This window comes from Collimonas sp., assembly GCF_035566555.1.
Taxonomy (GTDB): Bacteria; Pseudomonadota; Gammaproteobacteria; order Burkholderiales; family Burkholderiaceae_D; genus Collimonas.
In genome coordinates, this window is sequence record NZ_DATMRB010000166.1 from 1 (window position 1) to 17,177 (window position 17,177).

Annotated in this window: 15 protein-coding genes; 12 read left to right on the forward strand and 3 right to left on the reverse strand. The window is 59.5% G+C overall.

Annotation, left to right across the window (positions count from 1 at the left end; all coding sequences use genetic code 11):
* Window positions 1–505: 505 nt before the first annotated feature.
* Window positions 506–715: a hypothetical protein gene (locus VNZ65_RS20435; RefSeq protein ID WP_325672301.1), complete on the reverse strand. Its 210-nt coding sequence runs from the start codon at window positions 713–715 to the stop codon at window positions 506–508.
* Here VNZ65_RS20435 and VNZ65_RS20440 point away from each other — a divergent pair.
* The 6 genes from VNZ65_RS20440 (at window position 676) to VNZ65_RS20465 (ending at window position 8,438) form a co-directional block, all read left to right on the forward strand.
* A complete protein-coding gene (locus tag VNZ65_RS20440) occupies window positions 676–1,092 on the forward strand; it encodes a phage virion morphogenesis protein (protein WP_325672303.1) in 417 nt (138 codons plus the stop codon). The two genes, VNZ65_RS20435 and VNZ65_RS20440, sit on opposite strands and share 40 nt — an antisense overlap.
* A 216-nt stretch (window positions 1,093–1,308) precedes the next feature.
* Window positions 1,309–2,562 (forward strand): hypothetical protein, encoded by a 1,254-nt coding sequence (locus VNZ65_RS20445; protein WP_325672305.1) that lies wholly within the window; start codon window positions 1,309–1,311, stop codon window positions 2,560–2,562.
* A 236-nt stretch (window positions 2,563–2,798) separates the two neighbouring features.
* On the forward strand, window positions 2,799–3,329 hold the full coding sequence (locus VNZ65_RS20450; RefSeq protein ID WP_325672307.1) for a phage baseplate assembly protein V: 531 nt from the start codon (window positions 2,799–2,801) through the stop codon (window positions 3,327–3,329).
* A gap of 175 nt (window positions 3,330–3,504) precedes the next feature.
* Window positions 3,505–6,366 (forward strand): excinuclease ABC subunit UvrA, encoded by a 2,862-nt coding sequence (uvrA, locus tag VNZ65_RS20455; protein WP_062111722.1) that lies wholly within the window; start codon window positions 3,505–3,507, stop codon window positions 6,364–6,366.
* Between the two features lie 49 nt (window positions 6,367–6,415).
* Window positions 6,416–7,195, forward strand: coding sequence for a phytanoyl-CoA dioxygenase family protein (locus VNZ65_RS20460; RefSeq protein WP_325672311.1), 780 nt, complete (start codon window positions 6,416–6,418; stop codon window positions 7,193–7,195).
* A gap of 22 nt (window positions 7,196–7,217) precedes the next feature.
* Window positions 7,218–8,438: an NAD(P)/FAD-dependent oxidoreductase gene (locus VNZ65_RS20465; protein WP_325672313.1), complete on the forward strand. Its 1,221-nt coding sequence runs from the start codon at window positions 7,218–7,220 to the stop codon at window positions 8,436–8,438.
* An 11-nt stretch (window positions 8,439–8,449) separates the two neighbouring features.
* Here VNZ65_RS20465 and VNZ65_RS20470 read toward each other — a convergent pair whose 3' ends face one another.
* Complete coding sequence (locus tag VNZ65_RS20470) at window positions 8,450–9,592, reverse strand: PepSY-associated TM helix domain-containing protein (RefSeq protein WP_325672315.1); 1,143 nt, start codon at window positions 9,590–9,592, stop codon at window positions 8,450–8,452.
* A gap of 152 nt (window positions 9,593–9,744) precedes the next feature.
* Window positions 9,745–11,769 (reverse strand): cation:proton antiporter, encoded by a 2,025-nt coding sequence (locus VNZ65_RS20475; protein ID WP_325672317.1) that lies wholly within the window; start codon window positions 11,767–11,769, stop codon window positions 9,745–9,747.
* 139 nt (window positions 11,770–11,908) lie between these two features.
* On the opposite strand from VNZ65_RS20475, the gene VNZ65_RS20480 reads away from it, so the two are divergent.
* The 6 genes from VNZ65_RS20480 to VNZ65_RS20505 all read left to right on the forward strand — a co-directional run bounded on the left by VNZ65_RS20480 (window position 11,909) and on the right by VNZ65_RS20505 (window position 17,069).
* A complete protein-coding gene (locus VNZ65_RS20480) occupies window positions 11,909–12,940 on the forward strand; it encodes a KpsF/GutQ family sugar-phosphate isomerase (RefSeq protein ID WP_325672319.1) in 1,032 nt (343 codons plus the stop codon).
* Window positions 12,940–13,542, forward strand: coding sequence for a KdsC family phosphatase (locus VNZ65_RS20485; protein ID WP_414649189.1), 603 nt, complete (start codon window positions 12,940–12,942; stop codon window positions 13,540–13,542). Before VNZ65_RS20480 ends, VNZ65_RS20485 begins: the two co-directional genes overlap by 1 nt.
* Entirely contained in the window at window positions 13,539–14,144 is a 606-nt protein-coding gene (gene lptC / locus VNZ65_RS20490; protein WP_325672321.1) for an LPS export ABC transporter periplasmic protein LptC, read from the forward strand. The genes VNZ65_RS20485 and lptC overlap by 4 nt, the downstream gene beginning before the upstream one ends.
* Before the next feature lie 48 nt (window positions 14,145–14,192).
* Complete coding sequence (gene lptA, locus VNZ65_RS20495; RefSeq protein WP_325672323.1) at window positions 14,193–14,735, forward strand: lipopolysaccharide transport periplasmic protein LptA; 543 nt, start codon at window positions 14,193–14,195, stop codon at window positions 14,733–14,735.
* The gene (gene lptB, locus VNZ65_RS20500) at window positions 14,732–15,478 is read left to right on the forward strand and encodes an LPS export ABC transporter ATP-binding protein (RefSeq protein WP_325672325.1); all 747 of its coding nucleotides are present in this window, start codon (window positions 14,732–14,734) and stop codon (window positions 15,476–15,478) included. The genes lptA and lptB overlap by 4 nt, the downstream gene beginning before the upstream one ends.
* A gap of 109 nt (window positions 15,479–15,587) precedes the next feature.
* Window positions 15,588–17,069 (forward strand): RNA polymerase factor sigma-54, encoded by a 1,482-nt coding sequence (locus VNZ65_RS20505; RefSeq protein WP_325672327.1) that lies wholly within the window; start codon window positions 15,588–15,590, stop codon window positions 17,067–17,069.
* Window positions 17,070–17,177 lie beyond the last annotated feature (108 nt).

The window sequence follows — 17,177 nt, forward strand, 5'->3', positions numbered from 1 at the left end:
CGCCGGCATTGACCCGCTTGACTGCCAGTTCCCTGAATTCCGCCGTGTATGAACTTCTTGAAATCTTCATTTCTTGCCTTCCCAAAGTAACGTCAATTTTACGTCACCTGTGGAAGACGAAATTTCAGGGGAAGCTCAATCCGCAGATCGATATATGCCTACAATCAGATCTATCGGACCGAAGGGGACATAAACACCTATACCTATGTCGTGGGAAACCCGATCCGCGTAACTGATACAGAATGCGTCATTTTGCGTCAAACCGTTGCAGCCGATTTTGCCGCGAACCCCGCGCAACCTGGGGGCTTAGCGTTTTTGTACACTGCGTTAGAAGCAGTGCATTTAACGAAGCCGGCAGGCGTGGGGGGGGACTGCGAATTAAAGGCCGCTGCCGGCGTCTTTTTCATGATAAGACGGCATTGTCAGACGTTAAAAAAGCCGCACAAGGCGGCTCAGATCGATGCAGGCGCCGCCGTTACGACATGGCGGCGGGGCAGGTATACCGTTAGCGTCCGGCGCGCCTCTTCGCCTCCTGTTCCTTCTGGTAGTCGTCCCGGCAATCCGTATTGCAGAACAGCGCCCCATGGGCGACATCGTCATCACAGTAATGGCAATGCCCGTCCGCCACCAGCTGGGGCGTGCGGCGCGCATGCGCCATGGCTGCTTCGATGTCCTTTGCGATGCGCCACTCGGCGCGGTCTGCTACGTCGCTCATGCTGCCTTGCCCAGGACTTACGCCGCAGCCAGGCGCAACGCATCGCCAGCCAGCAGGCGCCGGACGGCACGCCCTACGCGGCACGCAAGCAGCGCAAGAACCTGCGCGGTAAAAAGGGAAGGATCAAGCGGCAGAAAGCTGCGATGTTTCAGAAGATCCGGACACAGAAAAATCTCAAGATCGAGCAGGATGAAAACCAGCTATCGGTAGGCTTCTTTGGGCGCGTGGCGCGGATTGCCCGCGTACACCAGGAGGGATTAACGGACAAGGTCGCAAAAAAAGGGCCGGCCTATCACTATCCAGCCCGGCCTTTACTTGGTTTCAGTGCGGCCGATCAAGTACTGATTCGCGACTTACTATTTCTCCACTTAGGATAATTCAGTCTGTAAGTTGATTGTTGTAGTTGAACTATCGGTTCGATCTTTAGATAAACGACGACTAAGAGTTGAGAATCAAAGTCTCGCATCGTTGACAATGCCCGGCAGCAAGACGTACTCTGCGAGAGTTTCATTGAATATCTTTATTGCAATTCAATCGTTAAATTTAGATCAATTTTTTACTGTGATTTGTATTCTCTTATAGACGGAGTTAGATTGAAAAACCTCATTATTCTAAGCGCGTTACTCGTCTCTACAGCCGCGTTATCCGCGAATCCGGTTGTCCCACATGGCACCCAAAGTTACGCTGTTACGACTCAAAATGAGCTCCCTAGATATGTTCAACCAATGGTGGCACAAGATCTATCGATTGCCAGATCTGATCCGACTAACGATTTTTCGGTATACAAAGCGGCCGTTTTTCAACAATGGACGTCGAAACACGGTAGAACGCCGACGGGCGATTTTGAAATCGCACAAGCGGTCGTTGATTGGATAGCAAGCAATCTTCGACATCCAGCGTTTTGGCCGGAAGATCCATCACTACCTCGTTTTTATGCTCAGTACACTGGAGATCCCATGTACGCAACCTTAGCTGACGAACCGCTAAGAATTCTGAACTATACAATGTCACACGACCCCAATAACGCCAAAACTTGGCCAAGTCCGCTTTGCACATATCAAAACGAGGCTGCTGCGGGGATATTGAATTATTTGGGACTGCACGCTCGATTGGTCGATGTCGAAGGTCATACGGGCCTTGAATATTTCTCGCCTACTTTCCACAAATGGATTTGGATGGACTCTACGTTCAACGAACACTATCTCCAAACACTATCAAATGGGACCACGGTGCCATTGGGCGTACGAGAATTGAATGCACTCACTCTGGCAGGGCAATTGTCAACCGTATCAGCAGTGAAGCATGGCGTTCCAAGTGCGAAATTCCCTGTCAACACTTACATCATTGCTCATCCACATGGATTTCGGGAATATGCGGTAACTACGAATATGAATCTATTCGCAGGCGCGGGAAAGAATCGCCAAAGATGGGACACATTTGTCTTTTCGCCGGAACCACCTGCTACTTACGTACGCCTGCCGGGGGAAGTCATTCACTTTGACCAACAGGCCAGTTCGAACGGTTTTTACTACTGGCCAATAGTCGACTCTTCACGCTTACTCGACTACCCTCTCGATTCAATCGCCATTGCGACGCCACCTGTTGCCAATGGAGCAAACGGACTGACGGTAAAGATCATTTCCTTCCTTCCGTACACCACTTCTTTCGACGTAAGTAGAACAGTATCCGGTGGTGCCTGGACTCAACAACAACAAATTTCACAGCCGAGCAATCTTCCAGCAACCTCTCAAGAGATACGTTTAGACTGGGGTAGCGGTACTTGGCAGCTTCGTGGACGCGATGCGGTTGGAAACACTACACAGGTGTTGCGCATCGACATGTACTAGCCTGGTTAGTTTTTTGAGATAGGTTCAACAGCACCAACGGGATCAAACACACTTCTCATTGATGCTACCGATAGGAGGTCTACAATATACGCGGCAGCGTGGTTGATTAGTCACCACGCTGCAACGTTTTTAGGTCGGCACTTTGGAATGCCGCCTCGCAGTAAAACATCCCTTGGCAGTTAGTAACGGGGATATCAACCCGCTACCAGGTGCGCCGATTCCGGCAACCCGGCAACATGCAACGCATGACTGCTGACTACTCCGACCTGCTGCGTTTAATCCTGAATTTGATTCGATTAGGCACCATTGCCGATATCAATCACGACACCCAGCGCGTGCGCGTCAAGGTCGGCGAGAACGTCACCACATGGCGCCCCTGGATCACTTTCCGCGCCGGCGATGCGCAGACCTGGTTTCCGCCCTCCATGGGTGAACAGGTCATTGTACTGTCGCCTGAGGGGGATTTCGCCAACGCCGCTATCTTGCCGGCGATCTATTCCGATAAATACAAATCGCCGTCCACTAACCCGGCACACCACACAACCCGCTATGAGGATGGGACGGTCGTCCAGTACGACAGCGCCGCGCACACCCTGACGGCCACGCTGTCGGACGGCACCAGCGTCACCCTGGCGCCGAGCAAAGTCACCTCGAATGCCGAAGATACGGAATGCACCGGCAACCTGCTGGTGCAAAAGAATCTGGTCGTCAACCAGAACTTGATCGTCAGCCGCGCAAACATTGGCCGAGCAGGACAGGCCCAATAAACTTAAAAATCCCGACCCTGATATAGTGTCAGGTTGATCCGTTTGATATGGCATTGCCGCGCCGGGCTGACAGCGGGCTAACCAGCCCCGCCAGCGGCACCAGCAGGCCTTTCAGACGTGAAAATTGCAATTCCAACAAGCCAACACGGCCTTAAACTCACGCTGAAAGCTGTAAATGGAAGAGATCCGCATCCGAGGCGCGCGCACGCATAACCTCAAGAACATCAATCTGGATTTACCTCGCAACAAACTGATCGTGATCACCGGCTTGTCGGGTTCCGGCAAATCGTCGCTGGCGTTCGACACGCTGTATGCGGAAGGCCAGCGGCGCTATGTCGAATCGCTGTCGTCCTATGCGCGCCAGTTCCTGCAGCTGATGGAGAAGCCTGACGTCGATCTGATCGAAGGTTTGTCGCCGGCGATTTCGATCGAGCAGAAAGCCACTTCGCACAATCCGCGTTCCACCGTCGGCACCGTGACCGAGATCCACGATTACCTGCGCCTGCTGTATGCGCGCGTCGGCACGCCGTATTGCCCGGACCATCCGGAAAAGCCGCTGGCGGCACAATCGGTGTCGCAGATGGTGGACGCAGTGCTGGCCATGCCGGAAGACACCAAGCTGATGATCCTGGCGCCGGTGGTGGCCAATCGCAAGGGCGAGCACGTCGACCTGTTTGAGCAGATGCAAGCCCAGGGCTTCGTGCGCTTCCGCATCCAGAGCGGCACCGGCACCGCCAAGATCTATGAAGTCGACGATCTGCCGAAGCTGAAGAAGACCGAGAAGCACACCATCGACGTCGTAATCGACCGCCTGAAGGTCAAGGCCGACGTCAAGCAGCGCCTGGCGGAAAGTTTCGAGACCGCGCTGCGGCTGGCGGAAGGCCGTGCGGTTGCGCTGGAAATGGACAGCGGCGCCGAGCATGTGTACTCCAACAAGTTCGCCTGCCCGATCTGCGGTTATTCGCTGCAGGAACTGGAGCCGCGCCTGTTCTCTTTCAACAATCCGATGGGCGCCTGTCCGGAATGCGATGGTCTCGGCCATATCGAATTCTTCGATCCCAAACGCATCGTCGCCTTCCCTAACCTGTCGCTGGCCAGCGGTGCAGTCAAGGGCTGGGACCGCCGCAACCAGTTCTATTTCCAGATGCTGACCAGCATCGCCGCACACTACGATTTCGATATCGACGTGCCGTTTGAAAAGCTGCCGGAAAAAGCCCAGCAGGCCGTGCTGTACGGCTCTGGCAAGGAAACCATTCCGTTCAGCTACGTCAACGAACGCGGCCGCACGGTGATCAAGGAACACACCTTCGAAGGCGTGGTCAACAATCTGCAGCGCCGCTATCGCGAAACCGATTCGATGGCGGTCAAGGAAGAGCTGGCCAAGTTCATCAATGAAAAGGAATGCCCGTCCTGCCACGGCGCCCGGCTGCGCGTCGAAGCGCGCTTCGTCAAGGTCGGCAACGGCAAGCAGGAACGCGCCATTTACGAAGTCGCGGCGACACCCTTGCGCGAAACGCTGACCTTCTTTGAAAAGCTGAAGCTGACTGGCGCCAAGAAGGAAATCGCCGACCGCATCATCAAGGAAATCGTCTCGCGCCTGACCTTCCTCAACAATGTCGGCCTCGACTACCTGTCGCTGGAACGCAGCGCCGATACTTTGTCCGGCGGCGAAGCGCAGCGCATCCGCCTGGCGTCGCAAATCGGTTCCGGCCTGACCGGCGTCATGTATGTGCTGGACGAACCGTCGATCGGCTTGCATCAGCGCGACAACGACCGTCTGATTGAAACCTTGCGCCATCTGCGCGACATCGGCAACAGCGTGCTGGTGGTGGAGCATGACGAAGATGCGATCCGCACCGCCGACTATGTAGTCGACATGGGCCTGGGTGCTGGCGTGCATGGCGGCGAAGTGATCGCCGAAGGCACGCTGGAGCAGATCCTCAAAAGCAAGAAATCGCTGACCGCGAAGTACCTCAACGGCACCTTGAAAATCGCCGTGCCGGAGAAGCGCACGCCGGCCGATCCGGACCGTCAGTTCATCATTACCGGCGCCACCGGCAACAACCTGAAGAACGTCACCATGAACCTGCCGGTCGGCTTGCTGACCTGCGTCACCGGCGTGTCCGGTTCCGGCAAGTCGACGCTGGTCAACGACACCCTGTACCACGCCGCCGCGCGCCATCTGTACGGTTCGCAGGCGGAACCTGCGGCGCATGAATCGATCGGCGGGCTGGAGCATTTCGACAAGGTGATCTCGGTCGACCAGGCCCCTATCGGCCGCACGCCGCGCTCCAACCCGGCAACTTACACCGGCTTGTTCACGCCGATCCGCGATCTGTTCTCGACCGTGCCGATGGCCAAGGAACGCGGCTACAACGCCGGCCGTTTCTCGTTCAACGTCAAGGGCGGCCGCTGCGAAGCCTGCCAGGGCGACGGCGTGATAAAGGTCGAAATGCACTTCCTGCCGGATGTCTACGTGCCTTGCGACGTCTGCCACGGCAAGCGCTACAACCGCGAAACGCTGGAAGTGCACTACAAGGGCAAGAGCATCACCGAAGTGCTTGGCATGACGGTGGAAGAAGCCTATGAATTCTTCAAGCCGGTGCCGGTGATTGCGCGCAAGCTGCATACGCTGCTGGATGTCGGCCTCGGCTATATCCGCCTCGGCCAGAGCGCCACCACGCTGTCCGGCGGCGAGGCGCAGCGCGTCAAGCTGTCGCTGGAACTGTCCAAGCGCGATACCGGGCGCACCCTGTATATCCTGGATGAGCCAACCACCGGCTTGCACTTCCACGACATCGATCTACTATTAAAAGTGATCCACCGCCTGCGCAACCAGGGCAATACCGTGGTCATCATCGAACACAACCTGGATGTCATCAAGACCGCGGACTGGCTGATCGATCTTGGCCCTGAAGGCGGCGCCGGCGGCGGCCGTATCATCGCTACCGGCACGCCGGAACAGGTGGCGGCCAATCCGGCCAGCGTCACAGGCAAGTACCTGGGTCCCTTGCTGGAAAAACCTAAGAAAAAATAAAACAGGCATTCCCGGCCCGCGAAGCCGGGAGTGCAATAACGAGATAACGATGTCTACCAACACTACCCCGGCGCTGACCGCAGCGCAAATCGACGCTTTCGAAAAAGATGGTTATCTGATTTTGCCGCGCCTGGTCGCGGCTGCCGATTGCGAATTGATGGCGGCCACCACCAACGCCCACCTGGCGCAGGCAGTGGCGCCGCTGGAATACGAATCCGAAGTCGGCTATGCCGGTGCGCCGAAGTCGCTCGACAGCGTCGGCGGCCGCACCGCGCGCCGCTTGCGCAATGCCTACCAGCGCGACGACAGCTATCGCGCCTGGGCTCGCAATCCGCAGCTGGTGGCGATGCTGGAATTGCTGCTGGGCGAAGCGGTCTGCCTGACCTTGTCGCATCATAATTGCGTGATGACCAAGCATCCGCACTTCGGCACCGCCACCGGCTGGCATCGCGATATCCGCTACTGGTCGTTCCCGCGCAACGAATTGATTTCGGTCTGGCTGGCGCTGGATAGCGAAAACGCCAACAATGGCGGCCTGCGCTTCATCCCGGGTTCTCACCGTTTCGACATCAAGCCCGAGCAGATGGACGAGCTGGATTTCCTGCGCCCGGAAGTGGCGGCCAACCAGGCCTTGTTTGCACAGGGAAAATCGGTTGAACTGCAACAGGGCGACGTGGTGTTTTTCCATAGCGGCCTGTTCCACGCCGCCGGCCGCAACAATACCGAAAGCGTCAAAGAATCGGTGGTATTTGCCTATCATGGGAAAAGCAATCCGCCCGTGCCCGGCAGCCGTTCCGCCGCCTCAGAAGATATCCTGCTGAGCAGCTAATTCACTTCCGGAAATTTCCAGCATGCAGCGTATAGCCATCATCGGCGGCGGCACCGCGGGCGCCGCCAGTGCGCTGTTCCTGGCGCGCGCCGGCCATCAGGTCACGCTGTTCGAGCGCGTGGCGCAACCGAGCGCGGTCGGCGCCGGCATCCTGCTGCAGCCTACCGGCATGCATGTGCTGGATGCGCTCGGACTGCTGCAGCCTATCCTCGCGCACGGCGCCCGCAACGATCGCCTGTTCGGCACCACGGCCGGCGGCCGCACGGTGCTGGATGTGCGCTATCGCCACCATGATGCACAGTCGTTCGGCCTCGGCCTGCATCGCGGCGCCTTGTTCTCCGTATTGTGGGAAGCGCTGAAGACGGCCGCCATCAAGGTATGCAGCGGCATCAATATCGCGCGTGTCGAGCAGCGCGGCGGCCAGGTCTTGCTGTTTTCACGCGACATGGCACCCGGCGGCAGCGAGACCGCCGCCGGTGAATTCGATTGCGCCGTGATTGCCGATGGCACCCGCTCCGACTTGCGGGCGGCGCTGGCGATTCCGCACAAGGTGACGCCCTACCCCTGGGGCGCATTGTGGGCGCTGGTGCCGGACGACGGCCTGACGCAAGGCGGCTTGCGCCAGTGGTTCCATCATGCGCAGCAGATGCTGGGATTGATGCCGACCGGATTCGCCTACCAGGAAATGACGCAACCGATTCTCAGCCTGTTCTGGAGCTTGCGCGCGGACCGCCTGTCGCATTGGCAGGAACAGGGTCTGGCGGCCTGGAAGAAAACCGTGCTGACGCTGGCGCCGGCGGTAGCGCCGATTCTGGAACATATACACAGGCCTGAGCAGCTCACCTTCGCACGCTACGCCGATGTGCAGATGCGTCACTGGCACGACGGCCGCGTGGTCTGTATCGGCGACTGCGCCCATGCCACCAGCCCGCAACTGGGGCAAGGCGCCAACCTGGCGCTGGTCGACGCCATGACGCTGGCGCAATGTTTTGCCGACAGCTCGCAGGTAGAGCCGGCGCTGGCGCTGTACTCGCAGCGGCGCCGTCCCCATTTACGTTACTACCAGGGTGCCAGCAAGCTGCTGACGCCCTTCTTTCAATCCGACTCGCGCATCGCCAGCAGCTTGCGCGACATCGCCCTCGGTCCGGTCTGCCGCCTGCCTGTGGCGCGCCAGCAGATGGCGCTGACGCTCAGCGGCAGCAAGACTGGCTGGCTCTATGGCCGGCTGCGGCAAAAAAAATAGTTCGGCGCCGCTCAGGCCTTGTGCAAATGGCGGGCGCGCACAATCGTTTCCGATTTGCGTTTTTTCAGCCAGATGGCGATGCCGGTAATCGTAAACAACAGCGGCAGCAAACCCAGGAAAGCAACCAGTATCTTGCCCGGCAAGCCTAGCAGCTGGCCGGTATGCAAACCGTACTGGACGCCGATGAAGGCGTCGCCGGCCGAGCCCTTGAGAGGATCAAGCGCGCGCAGCACCTGGCCGTCGACGGCGTCGACGAAGACCCGCACGCTGCCGCTGTCCTGGATATCGTCGCGCTTGAGCATGCGGATCTGATACAGGCTGTGCTTGTCATCGCGCGCAATGCGCACCGGCACCGCCAGCGGCATGCTGGCCTGGGCCGAGGCCAGCGCCTGCTGCCAGCTGATCTGCGGCTTGCCTTCATGCGCCGAGGATTTCGGCGGTTTGGTCAGCGGCGACAGGCTGGAAACCATGGGTCGCGCCACATCCGGCAGATTCATCACGGCGCCGGTAAACGCGGTTATCACCAGCAGCACGCCGGCCACCAGGCCGACCGAGCGGTGCAAGTCATACATCAGGCGGAAACCGCCGGCGCCGCGCTTGATCGAGAGCGCCTTGCGCCAGCCGCTGCGGTGCTTGGGCCAGGCCAGCGCAAAGCCGATCAGCAGCGTCGCCAGCCACAGCAGGCCGAGGCTGCCGGAAATGATGGCGCCGGGCTTGTCCAGCAACAGATAGCGATGCAGGCGGAACAGGAAGGGCATCAGGTTTTGCGGCCCCAGGCCGACTGCCTTGGTATTGCGCTCGCCAATCACCGCGGCGGTGACCGGATCGATGAACACCGTGTCGACTGCCAGTGCCTCATCTTCATGGCGCGCGCGCAGCCTTGCTTGCAGCGGGGCGTCGGCATCCGCCTCCATTGAAAAGAAGGCCAGACGGGCCTGCGGATAATCCTGCGCGACCTTGGCCGCCAGCGCATCGATAGGCTGGTGCGGTCCGCTAGCTGCAAGGTGGTAGAACTGGGGATTGAGCCAGGCGTCGATTTCATCGTTGAAAGCCAGCGCAGCGCCGGTCAGGCCGGCCATGACGATGAACAGGGATAGCAGCAAGCCGCTGTAGCGGTGCAATTTGACCAACCAGTGACGTAGCGCCTTTTTCACAATCCCACACCTGCCCTTAAAAGATGGGTATTGTAATTGCCGATTGAATGAGAATGGGTATTATTTAAAATATTTTACAAAGGCGCAAACCAGACTGGCATTTTGTGTTGTCTTCCCGGAAATTCCGGCAATCTCGGATTTCCCGGCTTATTTCAAAGATCTTCGTCGCTGTGCTGGCTGGCGCTGCTCCACGCCTGCAGCAAACGTCCCTCGGCGCGTGAGATCGCTTCCGCAGCGCCGCGCAGGACAACAATGTCTCCAGCCTGCAACACCGCCTCCGGCGTAATGGCGATGCCGCTGCGTCCGCGCCGCAATGCGGTAATTTCCGCCCCCATTTCCGGCAACCCCAGCCAGGCCAGGCTACGGCCGATCGCCCGGGCGCCGTCCGGCAGCGCCACCGTATGCAGGCGCACCTGCAAGTGATCGGCAGCGTCGGGGGCATCGTCGACACCGTGGAAAAAGCCGCGCAGGGAGGCATAGCGCTCATCGCGCGAGGCTTGCACCCGGTGCACCACTCGCCGCAGCGGCACGCCCAGCATGACCAGCGCATGCGAGGCCAGCATCAGGCTGCCTTCCAGCGCTTCCGGCACCACTTCGGTGGCGCCGGCGGCGCGCAGCTTGTCGAGATCGGTATCGTCATAGCTGCGCACGATCACCGGCAAAGTCGGCGCCAGTTCGCTGACGTGATGCAGTACCTTCAAGGCCGACGGCGTACTGGCGTAAGTGATGACCAGGGCGGCGGCGCGGTGCACCCCGGCCGCTACCAGGCTTTCGCGGCGCGAGGCGTCGCCGTAGGAAACGTGGGCGCCGGCGGCACGCGCATCGCGCACGCGGTCCGGATCCAGATCGAGGGCGTGATAACCGATGCCCTCCTCTTCCAGCAGCTTGGCCAGGCTCTGCCCGCTGCGGCCGAAGCCGGCGATGATCACATGCTTCTTGGTCGACATGGTGCGGGTGGCGATCTGGGTCAGCGCCAGCGACTGCATCATCCATTCATTGGCAGACAGCTTCATGACGATGACGTCGGACTTGGCCAGGATAAAGGGCGCGGCCAGCATCGACAGCACCATCGACGCCAGGATCAGCTGCACCAGCAAAGGATCGACCAGCTGCAGGCCGCCGGCCTGGTTCAGCAGCACGAAGCCGAATTCGCCCGCCTGCGCCAGCGCCAGCCCGGTGCGCAGGGCCACGCCGGTGGACGAACGGAACAGCTTGGCAAGGCCGGCGATCAGCGCGAACTTAAGCAATACCGGGCCGATCAGCAGCAGCAATACCAGCCACCAGTGTTCCATCACCAGGCGCAGGTTGAGCAGCATGCCGATGGTGATGAAGAACAAGCCCAGCAGCACGTCGCGGAAGGATTTGATGTCTTCTTCCACCTGATGCTTGTATTCGGTTTCCGAGATCAGCATGCCGGCGATGAAGGCGCCCAGCGCCAGCGACAGGCCAGCGCGCTCGGTAATCCAGGCGGCGGCCAGGGTGATCAGCAGCAGGTTCAGCATGAACAGTTCCTGCGAGCGGCGCCGCACCACGATCTGGAACCAGCGCCGCATCAGCTTCTGGCCGAAGAACAGCAGCAGGGCCAGCACCAGCACCGCCTTGCCGCTGGCCCAGGCCAGCGTCGCCAGCAGGTTGCCGCTATGCTCGGCCAGCGCCGGCACCACAATCAGCAACGGCACCAGCGCCAAGTCCTGGAACAGCAGGATGCCGATGATGCGGCGTCCATGTTCGCTCTCCAGCTCCATTCTTTCCGTCAGCAGCTTGGAGACGATGGCGGTGGACGACATGGTGAGTGCGCCACCCAGGGCGAACGCCCCCTGCCAACTGATATTGACATATTGCGGCAGGATCAGCGCCGTCATCCAGCTGAACAGCATGGTGGCGCCGATGGTCAGCAGCACCTGCGCCATGCCGAGGCCAAACACGATGTGGCGCATCGCCGTCAGTTTCGGCAGGGAAAATTCAAGGCCGATCGAGAACATCAGGAACACGACGCCGAATTCCGCCAGCGCGTGGGTGGTGGCGTTGTCTTCGGCAAACCCGAGCGCGTGCGGACCGATCAGGATCCCCACCACCAGATAGCCTAGCATCGGCGGCAAGTGGAAACTGCGGAAAGCCACTACGCCCAGCACTGCCGAGCCTAGCAGCAAAATTGTCAGTTCAAGTCCGGAAAGCATGCGCGCCTAAATTTTAAATTAACTTAATGCCAATATTATGTTGCAGCAAGAGCGAAAAGGGAAAGGCTGAACACAGATTAATTGAAGCCGAACAAGACTGGCAAGTTTTTTGCTTTAGGATTTCGTTTATACTTTCGGGATGACTCTACCCGACACCCCAAATTCACCCAAAAGCTTGCCCGCGGCATTCGATGCCGGACGTGCGCTGGAGCTTGCCCGCAGCACCCTGCAAATCGAAGCCGATGCCATCATTGCATTGAAAAACCGGATTTCCGACGCCCACGACGATCCTTTCGCCCAGACCATCGCCCTGCTGCTCGGCTGCAGCGGCCGGGTGGTGGTGTCCGGCATAGGAAAATCCGGCCACATCGCGCGCAAGATCGCCGCCACGCTGTCGTCCACCGGCACGCCGGCCCTGTTCATCCATCCGGCCGAAGCGGCCCATGGCGACCTCGGCATGGTGACCGAGCACGATACCTTCATCGCCATTTCCAATTCCGGCGAAACCGCCGAGCTGATGGCCATTGTCCCTATCATCAAGCGCATGGGCGCCACCCTGATCGCCATGACCGGCAAGCCGGAGTCGGCGCTGGCGCAACTCGCCAATGTGCACCTGAACGTGGCAGTGGCGCAGGAAGCCTGTCCTTTGAACCTGGCGCCGACCGCCAGCACTACCGCCACCCTGGCCATGGGCGACGCCCTGGCGGTGGCGCTGCTGGACGCGCGCGGCTTCCGCGAAGAAGACTTCGCCCGCTCGCATCCGGGCGGCGCGCTGGGACGGCGCCTGCTGACCCATGTGCGCGACGTCATGCGCAGCGGCGATGCGATTCCTGCGGTGACGGCGGAGGTCTCGCTATCAGTGGCGCTGCTGGAAATCACCCGCAAGGGTATCGCCATGACTGCCGTGGTCGACGAGAACTTCCATGCCGTCGGCGTGTTTACCGACGGCGACCTGCGGCGCCTGATCGAGCAGGTGCAAGACTTCACCAAGCTCACCATCGCCGACGTCATGCACGCCAATCCGCGCACCATAGGCGCCGATCAGCTGGCGGTGGACGCCGTGCAAATGATGGAGCAGTACCGCATCAACCAGCTGCTGGTGACCGACGCCGGCGGCAAGCTGGTCGGCGCATTGCATATCCACGACCTGACCCGCGCCAAGGTGATCTGATGACAGCCGACTTGCCGCGCAACGGCGCCGACGTGACTGCCGATTTGTTGAGCGCCGATGTGAAAGCGCGCGCGGCGCGCGTGCGCCTGATGATTTTCGATGTCGACGGCATCCTGACCGACGGCGGCCTGCTGTACGGCGCCGACGGCGAGCAGCTCAAGCGCTTCAATGCGCTGGACGGCCACGGCATCAAGCAGTTGCAGCAAAGCGGCGTCGCCACCGCTATCATCAGCGCACGGCAGTCGGCCATCGTCAGCCGCCGCGCCAGCGACCTCGGCATCGCCCATGTCCAGCAAGGCGTGCACGACAAGTACGCCGCGTTTGTCAAACTGCTGGAACAACTGCAGCTGAGCGCCGCCGATTGCGGCTTCATCGGCGACGATGTGATCGACTTGCCTATCCTGTCGCAGGCCGGCTTCGCGGTCAGCGTGCCGAACGGCCATCGCGACGTCCGCTCACGCGTGCATTACGTGACGCAGGCCAGCGGCGGCCACGGCGCGGCGCGCGAGATCTGCGACCTGATCATGCAGGTGCAGAATACCTACGACGCCACGCTGGCAGCCTATCTGCGCAACAACCGGACGGGCGAAACCCAGGCATGAAAAATCTCCGCACCACTTACCGCTTTCGCTTCATGCTGCTGCTGGTATTGTTCATCCTGCTGGCCCTGGGCAGCTTCTGGCTGCTGCAAGTCATGCACAAGAATACCGAAGACTCGCTGCCGAAACCGGCGCGCACCGAACCCGACTATTACGTCGAGCATTTCAACTATGTGCAGATGGCGCCCAATGGCCAGCCGCGCTACAACATCTCGGGCGACCTGCTGACGCACAATCCGGTCAACGATTCCTTCGATGTGCAAAAGCCGGTGATCCACAGCCTGGACAAGGAAAAGCCGCCAATGAACCTGGTCGCCAACCGCGCCATGATCGAAGACAATAACAGCAAGGTGCATCTGTACGAGAATGTCAACGCCGACCGGCCGAAGACGCCGCTGGCCGACAATTTTCATCTGAAATCCGAATATCTGCTGCTGTTGCCGGACGACGACATCATGGAAACCGACAAGCCGGTGGAACTCACCTTGGGCTTGTCGACCCTGAACGGCACCGGCATGCATTTCAATAACTCCACACGCGAACTGAAGCTATTCAGCAAGGTGCACGGCGTCTTGCGCAGTGCACCGCGTGCAGCAGCAAAATAGCAGGCAGGCAAGACCATGCAGTTCCCGATTCATTACCCAGGATTTTTCATGAAACGAATATTTTTTCTCTCTCTGTTGCTGCTTGGCGCCATCGGCGTCGCCCGTGCAGAAAAAGCCGATTCCGAGAAGCCGACGCTGATTGACTCCGATACCCTGACCTACGACGACGTCAAGCAAGTCAACGTCGCTACCGGCAATGTCGTGCTGACCCGCGGCACGCTGATCATGAAAGCCGACCGCGTGGTGGTGACCACCGATCCTTCCGGCTATCAGTTCGCCACCTTGTATGCGGATCCGGGCAAGCTAGCCACTTTCAAGCAAAAGCGCGACGGCGGCCCGGACCTGTGGATCGACGGCCACGCCGAACGCATCGAATACGATGGCAAGACTGAAATCACCAAGCTGTTCTCCAAGGCGCAGATGCGCCGCCTGCAAGGCGACAAGCCGACCGACGAAGTCAACGGCGAGTTCATTTCCTACGACAGCCGCACCGAATTCTATTCCGTCAACAACACCGTCAACGGCGTCAGCCAGCCCGGCGCCGGCCGCATTCGCGCCGTCATCCAGCCACGGCCAAAGGCGCCGCAATGAGCGCCCCTAGCACGCTGATTGTCAGGGGCTTGCAGAAGAGCTATGGCGCGCGCCAGGTAGTCCATGACGTCTCGCTCGAAGTGCATTGCGGCGAAGTGGTTGGTCTGCTGGGGCCGAACGGCGCCGGCAAGACCACCTCGTTCTACATGATCGTCGGCCTGGTGCCTTCGGATGGCGGCGAGATCGACCTCGACGGCGTCGATATTTCACGCCTGCCGATCCATCGCCGCGCGGTGCTGGGCTTGTCCTACCTGCCGCAGGAAGCATCGGTGTTCCGCAAGCTGACGGTGGAAGACAATATCCGCGCCGTGCTGGAACTGCAGCGTCCCAATGGCAAGGCGCTCAGCAAGGCAGAGATCGAAGAACAGCTCAACAAGCTGCTGCACGAACTGCAGATCGAAAAGCTGCGCGAAAACCAGGCCTTGTCGCTCTCCGGCGGCGAACGGCGGCGCGTCGAAATCGCCCGCGCGCTCGCCACCAATCCGCGCTTCGTGCTGCTGGACGAACCGTTCGCCGGCATCGATCCGATCGCCGTGATCGAGATCCAGCGCATCGTCCGCTTCCTCAAGGAACGCGGCATCGGCGTCCTGATCACCGATCACAATGTGCGCGAAACGCTGGGCATCTGCGACCGCGCCTATATCATCAACCAGGGCGCCGTGCTGGCCAGCGGCAGTCCGGACGACATCATCGCCGACGAATCGGTGCGGCGGGTTTACCTGGGCGAGCATTTCCGCATGTAATTCCATGGCTTGAGAACGATGTCATTGCAGGCAGATTAATTCGCCGCGCCAGCGCGGCTCTTAAACTCCGTACAACAAATAACAGAAGTGAATTGTCCGCACGGAAGCCATGAAACAATCACTCCAGCTACGCACCTCTCAACATCTTGCGCTGACGCCCCAGCTGCAGCAGTCGATCCGTCTGCTGCAGCTGTCCACGCTTGAGTTGCATCAGGAACTGGAACAGATCCTGTCGGACAATCCGATGCTGGAACGGGTCGACGATCCGCTCGACAACTCGGTGCGGCTGCTGGCCGACGGCGCCATCAGCGGCACGGCCTCGACCATGGAGGCGCCGACCGGCGACAGCGAAGTCAGCAGCTCGCCGACCGAAAGCGAAGCCAGCCTGGAGGCGCCGGCGGCCGCCGACAGCAGCCCTGACAATGCCGACAGCGACTGGAGTTTCGACGATATCTCGCGCAGTGCGAAAAGCTCGGACGACGAAGACGCGCGGCCGCAGCTGGAAGCGCATGAATCGACGCTGCGCGAACATCTGCTGCAGCAGATGCGCGAAGCCATGCGCGACTTGCGCGACCGCGCGCTGGTCGAGCTGGTGATCGATGCGCTGGACGACAACGGCTACCTGGAAGAGTCGCTGGAAGAAATCCTGGAGCGCTTGCCGCCCGAATTGGAGATCGCCCTCGAAGAGCTGTCGATGGCGCTGAAGATGGTGCAGAGCTTCGATCCGGCCGGAGTCGGCGCGCGCAACGCGCCGGAATGCCTGGGCTTGCAGATCAAGCGTTTTGTCAAAGTGCCATTCGTCACGCGCCGCCTGGCGTTGGCGATTGTGCAAGAACACCTGGCGCTGTTTGCCCAGCGCGATTTCAATAAAATCAAGAAAGCCCTGGATTGCGACGACGAGGACCTGCGCGAAGCGCAAACCGTCATCAAGCAGTGCAATCCCCATCCTGGCGCACCGTTCGCTGCCAATGCCTCCGACTATGTGGTGCCGGACGTGATCGTCAGGCGCAGCAAGCAAGGCTGGCAGGTGATGCTGAACAATGACGTCATGCCAAGACTGAGGGTAAATGTCTTGTATGCCAACATCCTGAAGCAAAGCAAGGGCGATGGCGCACTCACTTCACAGCTGCAGGAAGCCAAGTGGCTGATCAAGAATATGCGGCAGCGCTTCGACACCATTTTGCGCGTTGCACAAGCCATTGTGGAGCGTCAAAGGAACTTCTTTTCCCATGGCGCGGTCGCCATGCGTCCGCTTGTGTTGCGCGAAATAGCTGATACACTGGGTCTACACGAGAGTACTATTTCACGTGTGACCACTCAGAAATACATGCTCACTCCCCACGGGATGTTTGAACTGAAGTATTTCTTCGGCAGCCATGTTGCTACTGAGGCAGGTGGAGAGGCTTCCTCAACAGCAATCAGGGCACTCATTAAGCAACTCATAGGAGCGGAAGATTCAAGAAATCCTTTCTCTGACAGCAAGATTGCCGACATGCTTGCGGAACAAGGTATGGTGGTCGCCCGCCGCACCGTCGCAAAATATCGCGAAGCACTAAAAATTCCGTCTGTTAATCTGCGCAAGGCCTTGTAGTTTTTTCTGGTTTGATTGTTAAGCTTACCCTTGCTATGTTCCGACATCACGGCTGTTTGTAGTTTAAAGATTCTTGCCAGGACGATCCCTCGCGGATTGTTCGCCTAA